Origin of the sequence: Streptomyces sp. NPDC051105 (assembly GCF_040682795.1) — a bacterium.
Taxonomy (GTDB): Bacteria; Actinomycetota; Actinomycetes; order Streptomycetales; family Streptomycetaceae; genus Streptomyces.
Window position 1 is genome coordinate 64,564 of sequence record NZ_JBFBBR010000013.1, and the last position, 20,081, is coordinate 84,644.

Sequence of the window (20,081 nt, forward strand, 5' to 3'; positions counted from 1 at the left end):
GGACGGATTACTGTGCCGCGGACACGATGACCTCCCTGAGCCCTTTCTCGGACAGGCCGACGCTTCGTTCCACCTCCTCCTCCAAGGAGATCTCGTGTGGAGCTACTTCGGTGATTCCCTCGACCCGGGTAGAGAGGGTGAAATAGCGCACCGGTTTACCCAGCTCGAGTGCGTACCGGATCTCATGGAACACACCGTCGGAGATCTCTCCGAAGACCCAGATCTCGTCAGCGATCCGTACACAGTTGTTGTTCGCCCGGCGGATCATATTACGGTCGACGCGGTCACCGAGGAAGTAGTCGAAAATCCGGAAAGGGTTGAGCGGCACAGCCTGGTTGCGCAGGACGTACTCACAGATGACGTCCCGGCAGAAGAAATTGTGTTTCGACTGCGCCGTGTAGACAACGGGCAGGGACTGCGTAAGTGTCACGATCGTCTCCTGAAGTACTCACTTATACGCCGGGCGGCGAAGAACCCGCTGACGAGGGCAGCCGTGATGCCGCGGAAGCGTCCGGCTGTGTCCCCGACGGCCCACACCGGGCGCCCGTCGACCATCAGTCCCTGTCCCGTCCACGGGTAGTGACCGACGCCCTCCAAAGTGGGGCCCGACACCAGCGCATTGGCTAGCCGCCGGGCACCGACCCGGTCGGTGAGCCGACCGAGGCCCTCGGCGAGAAGTGCCGCTCCGCGGTCTCCAAGACGGTGCCGCAGCGTCCCGTCGGTGAACGGTCCACGCGACGCTAGGAAATCCGCCAACGGTACCCCCTGTGCCGACTGTACTCCCTCGCTCAACAGCGCTGCTCCCCGCCAAATAAATGCCGCCTCGCTTTCGTTCGACACCCGCAGGTTGAACCCCACATTGGACCTGCCGGTGGATGGGCAGTCAGCCCGCCCGGAAAGGGTCACCCACCCGTCAAAGTCGGTAGCCACCACCCGTCCGTCACGGCAGCAGCAGAAAGTGCGCCAACCATAGCGGCCGGACTTATCCTCCCACAGGAACTTCGGATCCAGAGCACGCTGGTCCCGGAGAAAGAAGTCGTCGACCGGCTGCTCTATTCGAACACCAACTTCCAGCCGTCGAAAAGTGCATTGGACACCTTTCAACCGGACATCGCAGGAAAGCGGTCCGAACCGGCCGCCAGCGAGGACGAGTGCCCTGCAGTGCACGGTTGCGCCGTCGCCATGTGTGCCCGTCGCGGTGGCGGGCCGCAGGCCGACCGCAATCGCCCCTCCGAACCCCTCGCCCACCTGGAAGGCCTTGGTGCCGGTCAGCAGGTTGTCCCGACCCACCAAATCGACGAGCCGCTCGGTCAACCGAGTCCGCTCCTCCATGGATACGTAGAAGGAGGGGTAGTGCTTCAGGCGGAATGCCGGTGGCCCAGAGCTGTCCGGGGTTCGCTTCGGGTACACCGGTACCGCTAGGCCGCAGGGCGCCAGTGCCTTGGCCATGGCGTCATAGGCCAGGCGCAGGTCATGCCCTGGGCACAGGGACCACAAGCCGGTGGCCGAAGGGTAGAACGAGAACTTTCCGTCCGAGAAGAGCCCAGCCCCGCCCACTCCTGTCGCCAGATGTGCAGGATTCGTGGCATCCCGTCCGCCCGACGGCGGCCCCTGTTCCACGACCAGGCAGTGCAGCCCGGTGTTCCTCAGTCCCGCGGCCACCGCTAGCCCCGCAGGTCCGGCTCCGATGACCAAGACATCTGTCCACGACAGTTCGCTATGCGCTGTCACATGCGTCACCCCCCGACGGCCCTTCCCCCAAAGGCCAGTGCGCAGAAGCTACTTGATGGCGCGCCGCCTGCACAGGGGCGAGGTGTCACAGCTTCTGCGGAGGGGAAGAGCAGTCACTCGACGGCACGTGGCGTACTGCAGGGAACCCATGACATCTGGTGCCGATGTGACCTTGGCGGCTCTGCTGCCGACGGAACACGAGGCCTCAAGGACGAATAACGAAGCCGGATCGCCTTCCGGGACAACCTGGTCTACGCGATGCTGGCCTCGGCGACTGGGGTCCTGGCAGCCGCCTTGCGGTCAGGCTTCGGAGCGGGCTTCCTGCCCTTGCTGCCTCCAGTGGCAGTCCTCCTGTGGACCTACCTCATCAACGACCAGAAAATCTCGGCGATGGGACAGTACATCCGGGGCACGTTGGCTCCCCGCCTAGCAGCATCCGCAGGGGGTCTGCCGCACGATCGGGTGACATCTGAACTGGCTTGCCCTGCGGGGGAGGTGGGAAGGATGTCGCTGTGCCCAAGCCCTATCCGGAAGAGTTCCGCGAGGACGTCGTGCGGGTCGCGAGGAACCGTGGCCCGGGGGTGACGGTCGAGCAGGTGTCCAAGGATTTCGGCGTCCATCCGATGACGCTGTGGAAATGGCTGCGCCGCGCGGACATCGATGACGGATCCAGGCCCGGAACGACCAGCCAGGAGAGCGCGGAACTGCGGGAAGCCCGTCGGCGGATCAAGCTGCTGGAGCAGGAGAACGAGGTCCTGCGCCGGGCCGCGGCCTATCTGTCGCAGGCACATCTGCCGGGAAAAGGATCTACCCGCTCGTGAAAGAGCTGGCCGTGGACGGGGTGCCCGTCACGGTGACGTGCCGGGTGCTCAAGCTCGCCAGACAGCCCTACTACCGCTGGCTCGGCAAGCCCGTTGCCGACGCCGTGCTGGAGGAGGCATACCGCGCGAACGCACTGTTCGACGCCCACCGCGACGACCCGGAATTCGGGTACCGGTTCCTTGCCGATGAAGCCCGTGGCGCCGGCGCCGGGATGGCGGACCGGACAGCGTGGCGGATCTGCCGGGACAACCGCTGGTGGAGCGTGTTCGGCAAGAAGCGCGGCAGGAGCAAGAAGGCCGGCCCGCCGGTGCACGACGATCTCGCGTCACACAGGCGACGGGGATCTACGGCGCAACGGCCGGGGCCCGGGCCGCGAGTTCGCCGAGCGGCTCGCCGGTCAGGCGGCACACCCGCCACTCGTCCAGGAAATCCGCCCCGATCGACTTGTAGAAGTCGATCGCCGGCTGGTTCCAGTCAAGCACCCACCACTCGAACCGCTCGTAGCCGCTGCGCAGGCAGAGCGCGGCGAGGGCGGCGAGCAGGGCCCGGCCATGGCCGCCGCCCCGGGCGTGCGGCCGTACGTAGAGGTCCTCCAGGTGCATGCCCCGGGTGCCGGTCCAGGTCGAGAAGCGCGGGAACCACAGGGCGAAGCCCACGACCCCGCCCGTGGTGTCGTCCTCCGCGATCAGCGCGTAGGCGGCCGGGTGCGCGCCGAACAACGCCTCGCGCAGTTGCTCCTCGGTGGCCCGGGCCTGCTCGACTGCCCGTTCGTAGGCGGCGAGTTCGCTGATCATCAGGCGGATCTCGGCGATGTCGTTCTCGGTGGCAGCACGGATCATACGGAAGATCCTCGGACACCGCGCCGAGTCGTGTCCAACCCGTTCCGAAAGCAAAGAGGCCGGCCGGAGTTCCGGCCGGCTCTACCGTTGTCGGTGCTAGTGATGGCCCCCGTCGTCCTCGCCGGCCTCCAGGAGGCCCGCCGCCGCACCCACGATCCGCGGGTCCGGGCTGCCGACGACCTCCTCGTCCTTGTTGGCGTAGTCGAAACGGGCCAGGACGCTGCGCATGGCCTCGACCCGGGCGCGCTTCTTGTCGTTGCTCTTGACCACCGTCCAGGGGGCGTACTCGGTGTCCGTCTCCCGGAACATCGCGACCTTCGCGGCCGTGTAGTCGTCCCAGCGGTCCAGTGAGGCCAGGTCCATCGGGCTGAGCTTCCACTGCCGTACCGGGTCGACCTGGCGGATGGTGAAGCGGGTCCGCTGCTCGCTCTGCGAGACCGAGAACCAGAACTTCACCAGGTCCACCCCGTCGTCCACCAGCATCCGCTCGAACAGCGGCGCCTGGCGCATGAAGCGCCGGTACTCGTCGTCCGAGCAGAAGCCCATGACCCGCTCGACGCCGGCCCGGTTGTACCAGGACCGGTCGAAGAGGACGATCTCACCGGCCGTCGGGAGGTGTTGGACGTAGCGCTGGAAGTACCACTGGCCGCTCTCGCGTTCGGTGGGCTTCTCCAGTGCCACCACCCGCGCGCCACGGGGGTTCAGGTGCTCCGTGAAGCGCTTGATGGTGCCGCCCTTGCCGGCCGCGTCCCGGCCCTCGAAGACGATGACTATCCGGCGTCCGGTCTCCTTGATCCAGGTCTGCAGCTTCAGCAGTTCGATCTGCTGGAGCCGCTTGTGCCACTCGTACTCCTTGCGCTCCATGCGCTGCGGGTACGGGTAGTTCTCCCGCCAGGTGTCGATCGGGGAACCGTCCGGGCGGATGAGTACGGGGTCGTCCGGGTCGCTGTAGTCGACCTTCAGGTCGGCCAGGTCGGACAGCAGGTCCGGCGTCGTCATCCAGTCCTCCTCAGCGGCTCAGTGGGTCAGGGGATCAGTGGAACTGCGGGACGATCAGATAGATCCCGTACGCCACCACGGCCACGCAGGCGAGGAAGCACAGCCCTGCCTGGGCGGCGCCCACGGTGCTGGTGCCGCCCTGCTCCTTGGCACCCTCGTAACGGGCGAGCCCGAGGACACCGAGGGCGAAGACGACCACCACTGCGACTGTAACGCCGATGCTCACCGCGGTGACCTGCCCGAGTGCGGTCCAGTCGATGCTCATGGGAACTCCCTCACTCAGGCGGCGGTGCCGACGTTGGACGGGGCTGCGCTGCGAAGGGCGACCTTGTGGCCGTCGTTGACGTTCTTCGCGTCGATCGGGTTGCGACGCGACAGCAGGACGATGCCCGCCGCGAGCGCGGCGCCGACCAGCGCGACCACGACCGTGCCGAAGTTGCCGCCGTGCTTGACCGCGGCCGCGGAGACGCCGCCGACCAGCGCGGCACAGGGCAGGGTGACCAGCCAGGCGGCCACCATGCGGCCGGCGATGCCCCAGCGGACCTCCGCGAGTTTCCGGCCGAGGCCCGCGCCGAGGATGGAACCGGAGGCGACCTGCGTCGTGGACAGGGCGAAGCCCATGTGGGCCGAGGTCAGGATGACGGCCGTGGAGGCGGTCTCCGCCGCGAAGCCCTGCGGGGACTGGATCTCGGTCAGACCCTTGCCCATGGTGCGGATGATCCGCCAGCCGCCGATGTAGGTGCCGAGGGCGATGGCGAGACCGGCGGTGAAGATGACCCAGACCGGCGGGCCGGCGTCGCCCGGGAGCGCGTCGACGGAGATCAGGGTCAGGGTGATGATGCCCATGGTCTTCTGGGCGTCGTTGGTGCCGTGCGCGAGCGAGACCAGCGAGGCCGAGCCGATCTGCCCGAGCCGGAAGCCCTTGGTCACCGAGCCCTCGCGGCCGCGGACGGTGAGCTTGTAGGCGCAGTACGTCGCGATCAGCGCGGCGACGCCCGCCACCACCGGCGAGGCGAACGCCGGGATGATGATCTTCTCGAGGACCTTGTCGAAGTTGACCGCCCCCGAGCCGGCACCGACCCACACCGCGCCGATCAGCCCACCGAACAGGGCGTGGGAGGAGCTGGAGGGCAGCCCGACCAGCCAGGTCAGCAGATTCCAGAGGATCGCACCCACGAGCCCCGCGAAGATCATCGCTGGAGTCACCTTGGCGTCGTTGACAATGCCGCCGGAGATCGTCTTGGCGACCTCTGTCGAGAGGAAGGCTCCGACCAGGTTCAGCACGCCACTGATCAGAACGGCTGTCTTCGGTCTGAGCGCACCTGTGGCGATGGACGTGGCCATCGCGTTCGCCGTGTCATGGAACCCATTGGTGAAGTCGAAAGCAAGTGCAGTGACGATCACGACCGCCACGAGGAACGTGATGTGGTCCATTCCTCTATGCAAACAAGCGCTGACCAATTGCGCGAGAACCGGAGGCGAACGAAGGTTCAAGAACAGACCCGGTCCGTGTGCGTGATGTGCATGCCATGCTGAGGCCATGACCCTGGAGGACCTGAGGCGGCTGCGCCGGGCGCGCGACCGCATGGACCGCGAGTACGCCGAGCCGCTCGACATGACCGAGCTCGCGCGGACGGCCCTCATGTCCCCGGGTCACTTCCAGCGCAGCTTCCGCAAGGCCTTCGGGGAGACGCCGTACAGCTACCTCATGACCCGGCGGGTCGAACGGGCCAAGGCGCTGCTGCGACGCGGCGACCTCACCGTGACGGAGGTGTGCATGGCCGTCGGCTGTACCTCGCTGGGCTCCTTCAGCTCGCGGTTCACCGAGCTGGTCGGGGAGACGCCGAGCGCGTACCGGGCGCGGGACCACGAGGAGAGCACGGTGATCCCGTCCTGTGTGGCCCGTACGTTCACCCGGCCCCGTCGCCGTCCGTACTGACCAGGTCGCTTTCCGCTGTCCCGGCCCTACACTGGCCGTCAAGGTCAACACCGTTGCCCGACAAGGCCTGTGCACGCTTCGGGGGGATCCGTGGCAACTGCGATCATCTCTGTCCTGAGCCCCGTCCCGGTCGCGGACGCCGAGTCCCTGACCGACTGGCTGAGCGGCGAGCCGGCGCTCGCCGGCAAGGTCCGGCTCACCGGGGGCGTCCCGGCCGAGGGCCGGCTGGGCGTCCCGCTCGACACGGTGTCCGTGCTGCTGGGCGCGGGCGGCCCGCTCACCGTGCTCGCCTCCTGTCTGCGTGCCTGGCTCACCCAGCCGCGCCGCAGCGACGTGAAACTGATCGTCAGGCACGAGCACGGGCCGGCCGTCGAGATCGACGCCAAGCGGGTCAGCCGCGAGGACGTCGAACAGATCCTGCGGCAAGCCCTCGAGGAGCGGCCGGAACAGGGCGGGTGACATGCGCCTCCCCGACCCCCACCGCTCCCGGGTCGTCCTGATCGGCGCGAGCCGCTACTCCGACCCGGCACTGCCCGACCTGCCGGCCGTCGAGCGGACCGTCACCGACCTCGCCGGGCTGCTCACGGAGCCCTCGTACCGGCTCGTCCCCGAGAGTCACTGCACGGTCCTGCTCGACGACGGCGACCTGCGCACGGTCGGTGACCGGCTGCGCTCCGCCGTCGCCGAGGCCGAGGACCTCCTGCTGGTCTACTACGCCGGTCACGGCCTGGTCGCCGGGCGCCGCCACGCCCTGTACCTGGCGCTGCCGGACAGCCGCTGGGAGGCGCCCGAGTTCAACTCCCTGGAGTACGACAAGCTGCGCGACGCCGTCCTGGACTCGCCCGCCGAGACCAAGGTGGTCGTCCTCGACTGCTGCTTCTCCGGCCGGGCCGTCGGCGACTCGCTCAGCGGCGACACGGGGCGGATCGACCGGCTGGAGGTGGCCGGTACCTACGTCCTGACCTCCGCCCAGCGCGACCAGGTCGCCCTCGCCCTTCCCGACGAGGAACACACCGCCTTCTCCGGCCGGTTGATACGGCTGCTGCGCGAAGGGGTGGTCGGCGGGCCCGAGTTGCTCACGGTCGACGACCTCTACCGCCGCCTGAGCGCCATCATGGCCGCCGAGGGCCTGCCCACCCCGCGCAACCGGGGCGCCGGCACGGCCAGTTCGATCGCCCTGGGCATCAACCGCGCGTTCGGCGCCACCGCCGGACCCGAGCTGCGCCGCCGCCACACGGCCGCGGTGGAGCAGGGCCGGGCCGGGGACTGGACGAGAGCCGCCGCGCTGCTCGGGGAGATCGTCGACGAGCAGACCCGGATCCTGGGCGCCGAGCACGAGGACACCTTGCGCGGCCGCCAGTCCCACGCGCACAGCCTCGGCGGCGCCGGCAGCCCCGTGGAGGCGGCCGGGCTGCTGCGCCGGCTCCTCGCCGATCAGCTGCGGCTGCTCGGCCCCGACCACGAGGACAGCCTGCGCACCCGGCAGTTCCTCGCCGTCAACCTCGGCGAGGCGGGGCACCGGGAGGAGGCGGTCGGGATGCTCCGGGTGCTGCTCGCGGACCGGGGGCGGGTGCTCGGCACGGAACATCCGCACACGCTGCGGACCCGGCATCTGCTGGCCCGCAACCTGGCGTTCGCGGGCGGCCGGGAGGAGGCCCTGGCGCTGCTGCGGGAGGTGGTGGCGGTACGGGAGCGGCTGCTGGGCGCGGAACACCCGCACACCCGAAGGGCCCGGGCGGACCTGGCGGGGGTGAGCGATGTACGAGAGGTTCAGTGACCGGGCGCGGGAGGTCGTCGACCTCGCCCGCGAGGAGGCACGGGCGCTCAAGCACTGGTACGTCGAGTCCGGGCACGTCCTGCTCGCGCTGCTCGCCGCGGACGAGACCGAGGTCGTAGGGCTGCTCGGCACACCCGCCGAAGGGCTGCGCGCGGCGCTGACCGCCGCCCTGGGCAGGGGCACGGCCGAGCCGCGGGACCACCTGCCGCTGACCGGTGAGGCCGCCGCCGTGTTCGAGCGGGCGCCCCGGGAGGCCGACCGGCTCGGTCACCGGCTCGTGCAGCCCGTTCACATCCTGCTCGCGCTGCAGGCCACCGCGCACACCCTGCCGGCGGACATCCTCGCGTACCCCCAGCTCGCCCCCGAGTGGATCCGCGCGTTCCTCACCGCCCCGGAGGCCGACTCCCTGCCGGGCTCCCTCACCGGGGATCCGGCCGCCCACTCCCTGCCGGGCGCCGTCACCCGGGACCCGGCCGCCCACTCCCTGCTGGAGTCCCTCACCCGGGATCCGGCCGCCGACGCCATGCCCGTCATCGGCCGCGCCACCGAGATCGACCGGGTCCTGCGCACCCTCACCCGGCGCGACCGCCGAGTCCCGCTCCTCACCGGCCCGCCCGGCGTGGGCAAGGAGGCCGTGGCCGTGGGGGTCGCCCGGGCCGTCGGCGAGGGCCGGGTACCGGACGCCCTTCTCGGCCGCCGGGTCCGCGCCCTCGACCTGAGTGCCGTCCTGACCGACCCCCACCACCGCGCCCGCGGCACCGCTCTGATCGCCGACCTCCTCCACGAGGTCAGGGAGAGCACCGGCGTGATCCTCTACCTGAACGGCGCCCTCACCCCGCTGCACCTGCCCGAGGGCACCACCACCCCCCTCGGGCTGCTCCGCCCGCTCCTGGAAGCCCCGGATGTCCTGGCCTTCGGCGACTGCGGCCCCCGGGACTACGACCGCCGGGACCCCGACCCCGGCCTCGACCGCCTCGTCCAGCCCGTCCCGCTCGAAGAGCCGCCCGCCGCCGACGTACGCGAGATCCTCCGCGCCGGGCGGGCGGCCCTTGCGGAGCACCACGCGGTGACCCTCACCGACGAGGCCCTGGCGGCGGCCGCCGCCCTCGCCCACGACCACGTGCCCGACCGGGCGCTGCCCGGCTCGGCGTTCGACCTCCTGGACGAGGCGGCGGCCCTGGCCCGGGCCCACGCCGCCCGTGCGGACACACCCCCGGACGGCCCGCTGACCGTCACGGCCGCCCATGTCACCCAGGCCCTCGCCGCCACCTCGGGCATCCGCACCCCGGCCCCCACCGCTCAGGCCGGCCCGCCCCCCGGCCACGACCCCTACGTCTGGGCCATGAGCTGAGGCCAGGAGCCGATCCGGCACGGCCGGCCGTTTCCTCCTAGCCTGACCCCATGGACGTAAAACTCGCGCAGTGTTTCATCGCCGTCGACGACCATGACAAGGCCCTGGCCTTCTACCGGGACGTCCTCGGCCTGGAGGTCCACAACGACGTGGCGTTCGAGGGGATGCGCTGGGTGACCGTCGGGTCGCCCCAGCAGCCGGGCGTGGAGATCGTGCTGGAGCCGCCCGGCGCCAACCCGGACGCCTCCCCCGCCGACCGGCAGGCCATGGCCGAACTGCTCGCCAAGGGCATGCTGCGCGGGGTGATCTTCTCCACCACCGACTGCGACGCGCTCTACGAGCGGGTGCGGGAACACGGTGGTGACGTGATCCAGGAGCCGATGGACCAGCACTGGGGCGTACGGGACTGCGCGTTCCGGGACCCGGCGGGCAACCTGCTGCGCTTCACCGAACGCCGCGACAAGTAGCCCCTCTACGATCCCGTCCATGACCATCCGCTGGACGTACGCCTTCGCCGACCGCCCCGCCGCGCACCTCGCCGCCGCCCAGGCTTTCTGGACGGCCGTCACCGGCACCTTCCTCTCCGCACCCCGCGGCGAGAACGACGAGTTCGTGACGCTGCTGCCGGCCAGCGGCGTCGACGCCTGCGTGAAGCTCCAGGGCGTCGACTCGGGCCCCGGCGGAGCCCACCTGGACCTCTGCGTGGAGGACGTACCGGGCCTGGTGAAGCGGGCCCGGGAACTCGGCGCCGAACAGGTCGCCGAGCACGAGGGCTGGGCCGTACTGCGCTCCCCCGGAGGGCAGTTGTGGTGCGCGGTGTCCTGGCAGGGGGAGTCGGTGCGGCCGCCGGTCGTCGCGGGCAGCCGGCTCGACCAGGTCAGCCTCGACATCCCGGCGTCCGCGTACGGGACGGAGACCGCGTTCTGGGCGGAGCTGACCGGGTGGGAGCTGCTGACCGGTTCGCTGCCGGAGTTCCGGGTGCTCAGGCCACCGGCCGGGCTGCCCGTGCGGATCCTGCTCCAGCGGCTGGCCGACGAGCGGCCCGCCGGGGCCCACCTCGACCTGGCCTGCGCGGACATCGCGGCGACCCGGGCCCGGCACGAGGAGCTCGGCGCGGTCCATGTGGCCGACGGCCGGCACTGGACGGTCCTGCGCGACCCGGCGGGCGGCGTCTACTGCCTGACCGGCCGGGACCCGGAGACCGGCGGACTTCCCGGCCGCTAGCCCCAGGGCTCCACATCCACCACGGCCGCGACCGGGATCGGCCCGTACACGTGCGGGAACTCCTCGCCGCCCGGCTCGGCCGCCTCCCACTTCACCGGTACGCCGACCCGGGCCGGGTCCACGACCAGCACCACCAGCTCGTCCGGTCCGTCGTAGGTGCCGTACAAGAAGGCGGCTATGCGCGGGAGTTGGTCGCGGGTGGAGCAGTGGATGAAGCCCTCCTCCTGGAGGGTGCGGCCGCGGGTGGACAGCTCGTAGGAGCCCCGCGCGCGGGCCTCCTCCCACAGGGAGCGCTCGGTGATGTGCAGAATGTTCGGGAGTCCGGTCATGCGAGCACGCTACGGCGTCAGCGAGTAGGGCTCGCGTCGTCCGATTCGGGCGGCGTGGGCGGGGGCGGGGGCACCGGCCGCTCTTCCGTGCGGTTCCCGGCGCAGTCGGGGTTACGGCAGGGACCGGTCCCCCAGACGGGAACCCACGCCCCCAGCGTCTTGTGCCGACGCACCACTGTCTCGACGGCCTGCCCACACTCCGGACAAACCCGGTCCTGGCTGCCCATATCACCAGCCTAGGCCGAAACGGAGATCTCCGGGATCCGAAGGAACCCGGAGAGCCCGGCAGAGCTGGCCGAGCCCGGCAAAAGGCGGCGCCCCGCACAGTGTGGAGGGCGGCGGGCCCGCGCACTGTGGAGAACGGCGGCCGCACGCCGTGGCAATCGGCGGGCCCCGCACACCGTGGGGATGTGCGGGACCCGTCGGGCCGGAGCCCCCGGGGGCCGTGCGGGGTCAGGAGCCGCGCGGTTCCGGGGGCTCCGGGGTCTTCACCTGCTGCGCCGGGTCACGAACTCGGCGAGCGCGAGCAGACCGCCGGCCGACTCGGGGTCGGGTACGGCACGGGCGAGTTCCTGCATCACCCGGGCCATCCGGTCGGCCGCCTCGGCCTGCGCCCAGTCACGGCCGCCCGCCCGCTCCACGGCCAGCGCCATACGCGCGATCTCGTCGGCGTCGGCCCGCTCCCGCGGCCCGGCGTACAGTTCGGCGAGTTCGTCCGCGGCCGGGGTGCCCGAGGTGAGGGCCGCGACGACCGGCAGGGACTTCTTGCGGGCGGCCAGGTCCGCGCCGGCCGGCTTGCCGGTGCGTCGTGGATCACCCCATATCCCGATGACGTCGTCGATCAGCTGGAAGGCGAGCCCGGCCTGCCGGCCGAAGCCGTCGAGCGCCGCCACCTCCTCCGCTGCCGCCCCCGCGTACAGCGCGCCCAGGGCGCAGGCGGAACCGAGCAGCGCCCCGGTCTTGGCCTCGGCCATGACGAGCACCTCGTCGAGGCCGACCTCGCCGGGGGCCCGGGCCTCCATGGCCGTGTCCGCGTGCTGGCCGGCGCACAGTTCGAGGACGCACTGGGTGAGCCGGACGGCGGCCGGCCCGGACGCCGGGTGCGGGTCCTCGGCGAGCAGCCGCAGAGCCAGCGCCTGGAGGGCGTCCCCGGCGAGGATCGCGTCGGCGTCACCGAACACGGTCCACGCCGTGGGCCGGTGCCGACGGGAGGTGTCCCGGTCCATGACGTCGTCGTGCAGCAGTGTGAAGTTGTGCACCAGTTCCACGGCGGCCGCGGCCCGTACGGCGGCCGCCCGGGCTGCCGGTCCGCCGAGCGCGTCGGCGGCGGCGAGGACCAGGGCGGGCCGGAGGGCCTTCCCCGCGTCGCCGGCCGCCGGGGTGCCGTCCGCCTGCTCCCACCCGAAGTGGTAGCGCGCGATCCGCCGCATCGAACCGGGCAACGAGTCGACGGCCGTGCGCAGTTCGGGGTCGACCGAGGCCCGGGCCCGGTCCAGTATGGCCGCCGCCTCGGCCCCGTCGAGGGACTCTGGACTTTCCGGCGGCGGAGTTTCCGGCGGCGCCCCCGTGGCACGCTGCTGCCGCTCCGTCACGAACTCGGCCATGGCCTCCCCCTCGCGGAGTGCGCGTACGGTGGCGTCTCCGCCCCGGCTCGGCACGTACCCCGAGGGTGTACCCGCCCCGGAGGGCGGGAACACGGCCGCCAAGTGCGGAAACGTCACCTCCAGCGGCCGATCTCGACGTTCTCCAGCACGCCGAGCGCGTCGGGGACCAGGACGGCCGCCGAGTAGTAGGCCGTGACCAGGTAGTTGATGATGGCCTGCTCGTTGATGCCCATGAAGCGCACCGAGAGGCTCGGCTCGATCTCGTCGGGGATCCCGGACTGGCGCAGCCCGATGACGCCCTGGTCCGCCTCGCCCGTACGCATGGCGATGATCGACGTGGTCCGGGCCTCGGAGACCGGGATCTTGTTGCACGGGTAGATCGGGACCCCGCGCCAGGTCGGGATGCGGTTGCCGCCGACCTCGACGGACTCGGGGACCAGTCCGCGCTTGTTGAGCTCACGGCCGAAGGCGGCGATTGCGCGCGGGTGGGCGAGGAAGAGCTTGGTGCCGCGGCGGCGGCTGAGCAGCTCGTCCATGTCGTCCGGGCTGGGCACGCCGTCGTGCGGCTGCAGCCGCTGGTCGTACTGGCAGTTGCTGAGCAGGCCGAACTCCGCGTTGTTGATCAGCTCGTGCTCCTGGCGCTCCTTCAACGCCTCGACGGTGAGCCGGAGCTGATGCTCGGTCTGGTTCATCGGCTGGTTGTAGAGGTCGGCCACCCGGGTGTGGATGCGCAGCACGGTCTGGGCGATGCTCAGCTCGTACTCGCGCGGCCGGGCCTCGTAGTCGACGAAGGTGTGCGGGATCTCGGGCTCGCCGCTGTGGCCGGCCGCGAGGGCGACCTCCTTCTCGCCGAACTTGTTGGTGCGCTGCTCGGGGATCGCGCGCAGCCGCTGAAGGTGCTCGCGCAGCGAGTCGGCGCGCTCGGCGACCTGCTCGAAGTCCTGCCGGGACAGGGTCAGCACGGTGCAGGCCGTGTCCGCGCGGGCGGTGTACTCCCAGATGGCGTCCGGGTCGATCAGGCCCTGCTCGCCGAAGTGCGCGCCGTCGGCGAGGACGCCGAGCACCGCGTCGTCCCCGTAGGGACCGGTGCCGACCTTCTCGACACGGCCGTGGGCCAGCAGATAGACCTCCTCCGCCTGGTTGCCGAACGAGGCGATGACCTCGCCCGCGGCGAAGTCGCGCTGCCGGCAGCGCTGGGCCAGCTCCCCCAGCACCTCCTGGTCCTCGTACGACCGCAGGATGGGCAGCTCGCCCAGCTCCGCGGGGATGACCTCGACCCGGTCGCCGGTCTTCAGGAACGTGATACGGCCGTCGCCGACCGTGTAGGTGAGCCGCCGGTTCACTCGGTACGTGCCGCCCTGGACATCGACCCAGGGCAGCGTCCGCAGCAGCCAGCGGGAGCTGATCTCCTGCATCTGGGGCGCGGACTTGGTCGTGGTGGCCAGGTTCCGCGCGGCCGCCGTGTCCAGAGACTGCTGCGGCTTGCCCTGATCCGTGCGGACCTCTTCGCCTACCGACATAAGGAAATGCCCTCCCATACCTGCGCGGACGCCGATCTGCCCGCACATCGGTCTCATCGGCCACCCTGTCATCACGGAGCGTGCCGGGACCATTACCCGAAAGAGCGGGAATAGATCATCGAACAAGTGGGCATGCCGGGCGAATAACCGCTCACCTAACCCTCGATATGACGACTTGTCCGGATCAACTCGCACAGGACCCGAACATCTTCGGGGGAGCTGGTCCGGGACCCGTGCCTTCGGTAGAAGTTCCGGTACAAGCCAGTACAAAAGCGAAGGAGGCGGTCATGGCCCCACCCATGTCCGCGGGCGCTTTCCTCGACGCGTTGCGGAGCGAGGGCGTCACGGTCGTCGAGGTCGGCGACTGGAGAGAACACAACCGGAACCACAAGGGGCCCTGGGGCCCCGTCCACGGCGTGATGATCCACCACTCGGTGACCGACGGCACCGAGGACACGGTCCGGATCTGCTACGACGGCCGCCCCGGCCTCCCCGGCCCGCTGTGCCACGGAGTCATCACCAAGGACGGCACGGTCCATCTCGTCGGCCACGGCCGTGCCAACCATGCGGGGCTGGGCGACGACGACGTCCTGCGCGCCGTGATCGCCGAGAAGGCCCTGCCCCCGGTCAACGAGGCGAACACGGACGGCAACCGGCACTTCTACGGCTTCGAGTGCGAGAACCTGGGCGACGGCGCGGATCCCTGGCCCGAGGCCCAGCTGGAGGCGATCGAGAAGGTGGCCGCGGCGGTGTGCCGGCGGCACGGCTGGTCCGAGCGGTCGGTGATCGGCCACGCGGAGTGGCAGCCGGGGAAGGTGGACCCCCGCGGCTTCACCATGGGCTGGTTGCGCGAGCGCGTCCGGGACCGCCTGAAGTGAGCCCCGGTGCGCACTGCGGGCGACAATGACGGCGTGACCAGCGCCGACATACTTTCGCCCCGGCTCCCGTCTCCCCTCGAGGAGGTGGCCGACGACCGGTTCGCCCGCCAGGGCGTCCGGCTCCTCCTCAAGCGGGACGACCTGATCCACCCGGAGCTGATCGGCAACAAGTGGCGCAAGCTGGTCCCGAACGTCGAGGCGGCGGCCGGCCGGCCGCTGCTCACCTTCGGCGGGGCGTACTCCAACCATCTGCGGGCGACGGCCGCGGCCGGGCGCCTGCTCGGTTTTCCGACGGTGGGCGTGGTGCGGGGCGAGGAACTGGCCGCCCGGCCGCTGAACCCCTCGCTGGCGCGGTGCGCGGCCGACGGCATGCGTCTGCACTTCGTCGACAGGTCGACGTACCGGCGCAAGACCGAGCCGGAGGTGCTGGCCGGTCTGGCGCGGGCGGTGGGGGCCGAGGACGCGTATGTCGTGCCGGAGGGCGGCAGCAACGCGGCGGCGGTGCGCGGGTGCCGGGCCCTCGGCGAGGAGCTGCGCGGACGGGCCGACCTGGTGGCGATCGCGTGCGGAACCGGGGGCACGCTGGCCGGGCTCGCCGCCGGGCTGGGCGCGGGACAGCGGGCGCTGGGGGTGCCGGTGCTGCGGGGCGGGTTCCTGGCGGCGGAGACGGAGCGGCTCCAGACAGTGGCGTTCGGGGGGCGCCGGGGGGACTGGTCGCTCGACGAGCGGTTCCACTTCGGTGGATACGCGCGGACGACGCCCGGACTCGACGACTTCGCGCGGGACTTCGAGGACCGGCACGGGGTGGGGGTGGAGCGGTTGTATGTCGCCAAATTGCTGTACGGGCTTGTCGAGCTGGCGACGGAGGGCGCGTTGCGGCGCGGGACGCGGGTGGCGGCGGTCATCACCGCCTGACCAGCGCTTCTTCTGCCCCTCAGGCCGCCTCCCGGTACGCCGCCGCCTCCTCCAGGTCGAGACGGCGCAGCAGGGTGCGGAGCATCTCGTCGTCGATGTAGCGGTGGTCACGGAGCCGGACGAAGACCTCGCGTTCGGCGCTGATCATGTCGCGGGACAGCCGGCGGTAGGTGTCGTCGACTGTCTCGCCGGTGACGGGGTTGGTCTGGCCGAGGCGCTCCCAGACGGCGTTGCGGCGGCGTTCCAGGACCGCGCGCAGGCGGTCGGCGAGCGGCGGCGGCAGCTCGTTGCTCTCGTCGGCGAGGAGTTCGTCGAGGCGGTTCTCGGCCGCACGGGACGCCTGCGCCTGGGCGTTGGCCTCGGCGAGGGTCTCGGCCTGCACGTCCCGGGGCGGGAACTTCATCAGGCGGATCAGCGGGGCCAGGCTGAGGCCCTGCACCACCAGGGTGCCGATGACGGTCGTGAAGGTCAGGAACAGGATCAGGTTGCGCTGCGGGAAGGGGCTGCCGTCGTGCACGGTGAGCGGGATCGAGAAGGCGATGGCCAGCGAGACGACCCCCCGCATGGCGGCCCAGGACTCGACGATGGGCGTTCTCCAGGTGGGGTTCTCCTCCCGCTCGCGGATCCGCCGGATGAGCATGCGCGGCAGGAAGGTCGCCGGGTAGATCCACACGAAACGGGCCGCGACCACGACGAGGAAGAGGGCGACCGCGTACCAGGCGGCGTCTATGCCCTTGTACGCGCCGAGGCCCTTCAGGACGACCGGCAGTTGCAGTCCGATCAGTGCGAAGACCGCCGACTCCAGCAGGAACGCGACCATCCGCCACACCGCGTCCTCCTGGAGACGGGTGGCGAAGTCGACCTCCCAGGCGCGGTGGCCGAGATAGAGGGCGACCACCACGACCGCCAGCACACCTGAGGCGTGGAACTGCTCGGCGACGCCGTAGGCGACGAACGGGATCAGCAGCGACAGCGTGTTCTGGAGCAGGGGCTCCCGGAGATGGGTGCGCAGCCAGTGGATCGGCACCATCAGCGCCACCCCGACCAGCACGCCGCCGATCGCGGCCACCAGGAACTCGCCGACCCCGTGGATCCAGGAGGCGCCCTCGCCGAGGGCGGCCGCGACGGCCACCCGGTAGGCGGTGATCGCGGTGGCGTCGTTCAGCAGGGACTCGCCCTGCAGGATCGTGGTGAGCCGGGACGGCAGCCCCACCCGGCGGGCGATCGCGGCGGCCGCGACGGCGTCCGTGGGCGCCAGCACCGCTCCCAGCGCCAGCGCCGCGGGCAGTGGCAGCCCGGGCACGATCGCATAGGCGGCCCAGCCGACGACGAAGGTCGCGAAGAGCACGTACCCCACCGACAGCAGCGCCACGGGCCGTACGTTGGCCCGCAGATCGAGATACGAGCTCTCGGTGCCCTCCTTGTACAGCAGCGGTGGCAGCACCAGCGGCAGCACGACCTCCGGGTCGAGCGTGTAGTCGGGAACCCCGGGAATGTACGACACCGTCAGTGCGACGGCGACCAGCAGCAGGGGCGCCGGCACCGGGGTGCGCCGCGCCGCACCGGCGATCGCCGCGCTTCCGGCCACCAGCAACAGCAGTGGCAACACGTCCATGATCCTCGCCCGCCCTCATTTTCCGCGCGGCCACCCGCACAGCCGTCGTAATCTGGCAATCATGAAACAGTGCACGCACGCCGGCGCGCTGCCGCACCCGGAACCCGAGCCACTGAACGAGACCTGCCCGGAGTGTCTCTCCCGGGGCTGGCACCCCGTCCAGCTGCGGCTCTGTCTGACCTGTGGCCATGTCGCCTGCTGCGACTCGTCACCGGGAAGACACGCGACGGGGCACCACGAGACGTCCGGTCACCCCGTGATGCGGACCTTCGAGCCGGGCGAGGACTGGCGCTGGTGCTTCGTCGACCACGTCCTCGTGTGACACTGCAGTACGGCTGCTGAAGGCGGCCGTGGCGACGGTTCGACGGTTCGACGCCGGGGTACGTCAACCCGGCGCGCGCTCTTCCCAATTGGGCAAGCCGGACCCCTAGACACGGAGCGTATCCACAGGTTTACTGTGAGTGACGCCAGGGGGTTGGGGTCCCGGGACAGAAAAGTTCGGAGCGCGGTAGCGTCACCGCTGAACAACGTAGTGCGTTACCCCGGGGGGCGACCCTCGGCCCCGAAAAGCTTGTACCACCATGGAGGTGAGGGTGTCCCAGATCGCAGGCGAACCCGCGACCCAGGACTTCGTGGAAGTCCGGCTGCCGGCCGCGGGTGCCTACCTGTCGGTGCTGCGGACGGCCACGGCCGGTCTCGCCGCCCGCTTGGACTTCACCCTGGACGAGATCGAGGACCTGCGCATCGCGGTGGACGAGGCCTGCGCGATCCTGCTCCAGCAGGCCGTTCCCGGCTCGGTGCTCAGCTGTGTCTTCCGCCTCGTCGACGACTCGCTGGAGGTCACGGTCTCCGCCCCGACCACGGACGGCCACGCCCCTTCGCGCGACACCTTCGCCTGGACCGTGCTCTCGGCCCTGGCCGGCAAGGTCTCGTCGGCCGTCGACGAGGACAAGACCGTGACGATCAGCCTCTACAAACAGCGCGGCGCGGGACCCGGGCCGGCGTGAGGAACGGGGACGGGCCGGTGCGGGACGAAGAGCGCGGCACACGGGAGCTGCCGGCCGGGGGCGAAGACCCCGAGGCCGGCTCCCGCCGCATGGCTGACGGCATCGACGGCATCCCGGAACAGGCCAGGCCGCACCCGGAGGAACCCTCCGCGCGGATCGGGCCGGACGGTGCCGCGCAGAGCGCGCCTCCGGAAGGGCGGAACGGGGTCGCGACCCCGGACCGGGCCGGGGCGAATGCTCGTGGAAGGGCGACGGGCGGGACGATGAGCGAGCACGAGCGATACGCCGAGGACGAGGCGCTGGCCGCGGAGGTTGTCCAGGCGACCCCGCACGGGCCTCAGGACCGCAGCGGGGCGCGCGCCATGTTCATCGAGCTGCGCAAGCTGAAGGACGGCAGTCCCGAGTACGCGGAGCTGCGCAACAAGCTGGTCCGGATGCATCTCCCGCTCGTGGAGCACCTCGCGCGCCGGTTCCGCAACCGCGGCGAGCCGCTGGACGACCTCACCCAGGTCGCCACCATCGGCCTGATCAAGTCGGTCGACCGGTTCGACCCGGAGCGGGGCGTGGAGTTCTCCACGTACGCGACCCCGACCGTGGTCGGCGAGATCAAGCGCCACTTCCGCGACAAGGGCTGGGCGGTCCGCGTCCCGCGCCGTCTCCAGGAGCTGCGTCTCGCGCTCACCACCGCCACGGCCGAGCTGTCCCAGCAGCACGGCCGCTCCCCCACGGTCCACGAGCTCGCCGAGAAGCTCGCGATCTCGGAGGAGGAGGTCCTGGAGGGCCTGGAGTCGGCCAACGCGTACTCCACGCTGTCCCTGGACGTCCCCGACACCGACGACGAGTCCCCGGCGGTCGCCGACACGCTCGGCGCGGAGGACGAGGCGCTGGAGGGCGTCGAGTACCGTGAGTCCCTCAAGCCGCTCCTGGAAGACCTCCCGCCCCGAGAGAAGCGGATCCTTCTCCTCCGCTTCTTCGGCAACATGACCCAGTCCCAGATCGCCCAGGAGGTCGGCATCAGCCAGATGCACGTCTCCCGGCTGCTGGCCCGGACGCTGGCCCAGCTCCGCGAGAAGCTGCTGGTGGAGGAGTAGGTCCCCGCACCGCCCCGCGGATCAGCTACTACGCCCGGGCCCCTTGATTCCCAGGGCCTGGGTGGTAGCGGAGTTCACCAGCAGAACCAGCGAAGCCACCGCCACCACGGCCAACGCGATCCCCGCCGGAATGGCCGCGCTGTCGGCCTGCAGCAGGCTGTAGGCCACCGGCAGCGCCATGATCTGCGTGATCACCGCAGGCCCCCGGCTCCAGCTCCTGCGCAGCAGCAGCCCCCGCGCCGCCAGCAACGGCAGCAGCGCCAGCACGATCACGGTGATGCCCCCGGTGACCGCCTGCCCCCGGTCGTCCGGAGACCCGGTGAGCCCGAGGACGAGCATCCACACCCCGCCGACCGCCAGCGCGAGCCCTTCCAGTCCGCTCAGTGCGGCCGCATACATCAGCCGCCGCGGACGGGACCCGTCGGTTACGTCGGCCTTCT

At 71.0% G+C, this 20,081-nt stretch carries 24 protein-coding genes and 1 pseudogene; 12 read left to right on the plus strand and 13 right to left on the minus strand.

What is annotated here, in order from left to right; all coding sequences use genetic code 11:
* Positions 1–7: 7 nt before the first annotated feature.
* From AB0N16_RS28940 to AB0N16_RS28950, 3 genes and pseudogenes are all read right to left on the minus strand, one after another.
* Positions 8–430, minus strand: a complete 423-nt coding sequence (locus AB0N16_RS28940; RefSeq protein ID WP_365801674.1) for a hypothetical protein — start codon at positions 428–430, stop codon at positions 8–10.
* Positions 427–1,314 (minus strand): hypothetical protein, encoded by an 888-nt coding sequence (locus AB0N16_RS28945; protein WP_365802014.1) that lies wholly within the window; start codon positions 1,312–1,314, stop codon positions 427–429. The genes AB0N16_RS28940 and AB0N16_RS28945 overlap by 4 nt, the downstream gene beginning before the upstream one ends.
* 276 nt (positions 1,315–1,590) lie before the next feature.
* Positions 1,591–1,740, minus strand: a pseudogene (locus AB0N16_RS28950) (FAD-binding protein); the annotation flags it as partial.
* A 503-nt stretch (positions 1,741–2,243) separates the two neighbouring features.
* Between AB0N16_RS28950 and AB0N16_RS28955 the strand changes: the two are divergent.
* Positions 2,244–2,552, plus strand: coding sequence for a transposase (locus tag AB0N16_RS28955; RefSeq protein WP_365801676.1), 309 nt, complete (start codon positions 2,244–2,246; stop codon positions 2,550–2,552).
* 345 nt (positions 2,553–2,897) lie between these two features.
* Here the strand turns inward: AB0N16_RS28955 and AB0N16_RS28960 are convergent, their stop codons facing one another.
* The 4 genes from AB0N16_RS28960 to AB0N16_RS28975 form a co-directional block, all read right to left on the minus strand.
* On the minus strand, positions 2,898–3,392 hold the full coding sequence (locus AB0N16_RS28960) for a GNAT family N-acetyltransferase (protein ID WP_365801678.1): 495 nt from the start codon (positions 3,390–3,392) through the stop codon (positions 2,898–2,900).
* A 96-nt stretch (positions 3,393–3,488) separates the two neighbouring features.
* On the minus strand, positions 3,489–4,391 hold the full coding sequence (gene ppk2 / locus AB0N16_RS28965) for a polyphosphate kinase 2 (protein WP_365801680.1): 903 nt from the start codon (positions 4,389–4,391) through the stop codon (positions 3,489–3,491).
* A gap of 34 nt (positions 4,392–4,425) precedes the next feature.
* The gene (locus AB0N16_RS28970) at positions 4,426–4,656 is read right to left on the minus strand and encodes a hypothetical protein (RefSeq protein WP_365801682.1); all 231 of its coding nucleotides are present in this window, start codon (positions 4,654–4,656) and stop codon (positions 4,426–4,428) included.
* Positions 4,657–4,670: 14 nt separating this feature from the next.
* Positions 4,671–5,825: an inorganic phosphate transporter gene (locus tag AB0N16_RS28975; RefSeq protein WP_365801684.1), complete on the minus strand. Its 1,155-nt coding sequence runs from the start codon at positions 5,823–5,825 to the stop codon at positions 4,671–4,673.
* Positions 5,826–5,931: 106 nt separating this feature from the next.
* Here AB0N16_RS28975 and AB0N16_RS28980 point away from each other — a divergent pair, with 106 nt between their 5' ends.
* The 6 genes from AB0N16_RS28980 (at position 5,932) to AB0N16_RS29005 (ending at position 10,682) form a co-directional block, all read left to right on the plus strand.
* Positions 5,932–6,330 (plus strand): helix-turn-helix transcriptional regulator, encoded by a 399-nt coding sequence (locus AB0N16_RS28980; RefSeq protein ID WP_362725594.1) that lies wholly within the window; start codon positions 5,932–5,934, stop codon positions 6,328–6,330.
* A gap of 90 nt (positions 6,331–6,420) precedes the next feature.
* On the plus strand, positions 6,421–6,789 hold the full coding sequence (locus tag AB0N16_RS28985) for a hypothetical protein (protein ID WP_365801686.1): 369 nt from the start codon (positions 6,421–6,423) through the stop codon (positions 6,787–6,789).
* A gap of 1 nt (position 6,790) precedes the next feature.
* Positions 6,791–8,107, plus strand: coding sequence for a tetratricopeptide repeat protein (locus AB0N16_RS28990; protein WP_365801688.1), 1,317 nt, complete (start codon positions 6,791–6,793; stop codon positions 8,105–8,107).
* Positions 8,088–9,458 (plus strand): Clp protease N-terminal domain-containing protein, encoded by a 1,371-nt coding sequence (locus tag AB0N16_RS28995; RefSeq protein ID WP_365801690.1) that lies wholly within the window; start codon positions 8,088–8,090, stop codon positions 9,456–9,458. Before AB0N16_RS28990 ends, AB0N16_RS28995 begins: the two co-directional genes overlap by 20 nt.
* 50 nt (positions 9,459–9,508) lie before the next feature.
* Positions 9,509–9,925, plus strand: a complete 417-nt coding sequence (locus tag AB0N16_RS29000) for a VOC family protein (protein WP_365801692.1) — start codon at positions 9,509–9,511, stop codon at positions 9,923–9,925.
* A 19-nt stretch (positions 9,926–9,944) separates the two neighbouring features.
* Positions 9,945–10,682 carry a VOC family protein gene (locus AB0N16_RS29005; RefSeq protein ID WP_365801694.1) on the plus strand — a complete coding sequence of 246 codons (738 nt, stop codon included), beginning with the start codon at positions 9,945–9,947 and terminating at the stop codon, positions 10,680–10,682.
* Here the strand turns inward: AB0N16_RS29005 and AB0N16_RS29010 are convergent.
* The 4 genes from AB0N16_RS29010 to AB0N16_RS29025 all read right to left on the minus strand — a co-directional run bounded on the left by AB0N16_RS29010 (position 10,679) and on the right by AB0N16_RS29025 (position 14,135).
* Positions 10,679–11,011 (minus strand): DUF952 domain-containing protein, encoded by a 333-nt coding sequence (locus tag AB0N16_RS29010; protein WP_365801698.1) that lies wholly within the window; start codon positions 11,009–11,011, stop codon positions 10,679–10,681. The genes AB0N16_RS29005 and AB0N16_RS29010 overlap by 4 nt on opposite strands.
* A gap of 17 nt (positions 11,012–11,028) precedes the next feature.
* Complete coding sequence (locus AB0N16_RS29015; RefSeq protein WP_365801700.1) at positions 11,029–11,238, minus strand: hypothetical protein; 210 nt, start codon at positions 11,236–11,238, stop codon at positions 11,029–11,031.
* 261 nt (positions 11,239–11,499) lie between these two features.
* Positions 11,500–12,615, minus strand: a complete 1,116-nt coding sequence (locus AB0N16_RS29020; RefSeq protein WP_365801702.1) for a family 2 encapsulin nanocompartment cargo protein polyprenyl transferase — start codon at positions 12,613–12,615, stop codon at positions 11,500–11,502.
* Between the two features lie 113 nt (positions 12,616–12,728).
* A complete protein-coding gene (locus AB0N16_RS29025; RefSeq protein WP_365801704.1) occupies positions 12,729–14,135 on the minus strand; it encodes a family 2B encapsulin nanocompartment shell protein in 1,407 nt (468 codons plus the stop codon).
* 287 nt (positions 14,136–14,422) lie between these two features.
* Here AB0N16_RS29025 and AB0N16_RS29030 point away from each other — a divergent pair, with 287 nt between their 5' ends.
* Positions 14,423–15,013: an N-acetylmuramoyl-L-alanine amidase gene (locus AB0N16_RS29030; protein ID WP_365801706.1), complete on the plus strand. Its 591-nt coding sequence runs from the start codon at positions 14,423–14,425 to the stop codon at positions 15,011–15,013.
* A gap of 33 nt (positions 15,014–15,046) precedes the next feature.
* The gene (locus AB0N16_RS29035; RefSeq protein ID WP_365801708.1) at positions 15,047–15,928 is read left to right on the plus strand and encodes a pyridoxal-phosphate dependent enzyme; all 882 of its coding nucleotides are present in this window, start codon (positions 15,047–15,049) and stop codon (positions 15,926–15,928) included.
* A 19-nt stretch (positions 15,929–15,947) separates the two neighbouring features.
* Here AB0N16_RS29035 and AB0N16_RS29040 read toward each other — a convergent pair whose 3' ends face one another.
* Positions 15,948–17,543 (minus strand): Na+/H+ antiporter, encoded by a 1,596-nt coding sequence (locus tag AB0N16_RS29040; protein WP_365801710.1) that lies wholly within the window; start codon positions 17,541–17,543, stop codon positions 15,948–15,950.
* Positions 17,544–17,604: 61 nt separating this feature from the next.
* On the opposite strand from AB0N16_RS29040, the gene AB0N16_RS29045 reads away from it, so the two are divergent.
* From AB0N16_RS29045 to AB0N16_RS29055, 3 genes are all read left to right on the plus strand, one after another.
* Entirely contained in the window at positions 17,605–17,865 is a 261-nt protein-coding gene (locus AB0N16_RS29045) for a UBP-type zinc finger domain-containing protein (RefSeq protein ID WP_365801712.1), read from the plus strand.
* A gap of 271 nt (positions 17,866–18,136) precedes the next feature.
* The gene (locus tag AB0N16_RS29050; RefSeq protein ID WP_020130755.1) at positions 18,137–18,550 is read left to right on the plus strand and encodes an anti-sigma regulatory factor; all 414 of its coding nucleotides are present in this window, start codon (positions 18,137–18,139) and stop codon (positions 18,548–18,550) included.
* A gap of 17 nt (positions 18,551–18,567) precedes the next feature.
* Positions 18,568–19,641: an RNA polymerase sigma factor SigF gene (locus AB0N16_RS29055; protein WP_365801715.1), complete on the plus strand. Its 1,074-nt coding sequence runs from the start codon at positions 18,568–18,570 to the stop codon at positions 19,639–19,641.
* A gap of 21 nt (positions 19,642–19,662) precedes the next feature.
* Here AB0N16_RS29055 and AB0N16_RS29060 read toward each other — a convergent pair whose 3' ends face one another.
* Entirely contained in the window at positions 19,663–20,040 is a 378-nt protein-coding gene (locus tag AB0N16_RS29060; protein WP_365801994.1) for a hypothetical protein, read from the minus strand.
* Positions 20,041–20,081 lie beyond the last annotated feature (41 nt).

Excerpts from the sequence above, each read along its gene's own strand:
- AB0N16_RS29030 (WP_365801706.1), top strand. The coding sequence starts at position 14,423 with ATGGCCCCACCCATGTCCGCGGGCGCTTTCCTCGACGCGTTGCGGAGC.
- AB0N16_RS29040 (WP_365801710.1), bottom strand. The coding sequence starts at position 17,543 with ATGGACGTGTTGCCACTGCTGTTGCTGGTGGCCGGAAGCGCGGCGATC.
- AB0N16_RS28970 (WP_365801682.1), bottom strand. The coding sequence starts at position 4,656 with ATGAGCATCGACTGGACCGCACTCGGGCAGGTCACCGCGGTGAGCATC.
- AB0N16_RS29015 (WP_365801700.1), bottom strand. The coding sequence starts at position 11,238 with ATGGGCAGCCAGGACCGGGTTTGTCCGGAGTGTGGGCAGGCCGTCGAG.
- ppk2 (WP_365801680.1), bottom strand. The coding sequence starts at position 4,391 with ATGACGACGCCGGACCTGCTGTCCGACCTGGCCGACCTGAAGGTCGAC.
- AB0N16_RS29010 (WP_365801698.1), bottom strand. The coding sequence starts at position 11,011 with ATGACCGGACTCCCGAACATTCTGCACATCACCGAGCGCTCCCTGTGG.
- AB0N16_RS29025 (WP_365801704.1), bottom strand. The coding sequence starts at position 14,135 with ATGTCGGTAGGCGAAGAGGTCCGCACGGATCAGGGCAAGCCGCAGCAG.
- AB0N16_RS28960 (WP_365801678.1), bottom strand. The coding sequence starts at position 3,392 with ATGATCCGTGCTGCCACCGAGAACGACATCGCCGAGATCCGCCTGATG.
- AB0N16_RS29000 (WP_365801692.1), top strand. The coding sequence starts at position 9,509 with ATGGACGTAAAACTCGCGCAGTGTTTCATCGCCGTCGACGACCATGAC.
- AB0N16_RS29020 (WP_365801702.1), bottom strand. The coding sequence starts at position 12,615 with ATGGCCGAGTTCGTGACGGAGCGGCAGCAGCGTGCCACGGGGGCGCCG.
- AB0N16_RS29005 (WP_365801694.1), top strand. The coding sequence starts at position 9,945 with ATGACCATCCGCTGGACGTACGCCTTCGCCGACCGCCCCGCCGCGCAC.
- AB0N16_RS28980 (WP_362725594.1), top strand. The coding sequence starts at position 5,932 with ATGACCCTGGAGGACCTGAGGCGGCTGCGCCGGGCGCGCGACCGCATG.
- AB0N16_RS28995 (WP_365801690.1), top strand. The coding sequence starts at position 8,088 with ATGTACGAGAGGTTCAGTGACCGGGCGCGGGAGGTCGTCGACCTCGCC.
- AB0N16_RS28975 (WP_365801684.1), bottom strand. The coding sequence starts at position 5,825 with ATGGACCACATCACGTTCCTCGTGGCGGTCGTGATCGTCACTGCACTT.
- AB0N16_RS29060 (WP_365801994.1), bottom strand. The coding sequence starts at position 20,040 with ATGTATGCGGCCGCACTGAGCGGACTGGAAGGGCTCGCGCTGGCGGTC.
- AB0N16_RS29045 (WP_365801712.1), top strand. The coding sequence starts at position 17,605 with ATGAAACAGTGCACGCACGCCGGCGCGCTGCCGCACCCGGAACCCGAG.
- AB0N16_RS28990 (WP_365801688.1), top strand. The coding sequence starts at position 6,791 with ATGCGCCTCCCCGACCCCCACCGCTCCCGGGTCGTCCTGATCGGCGCG.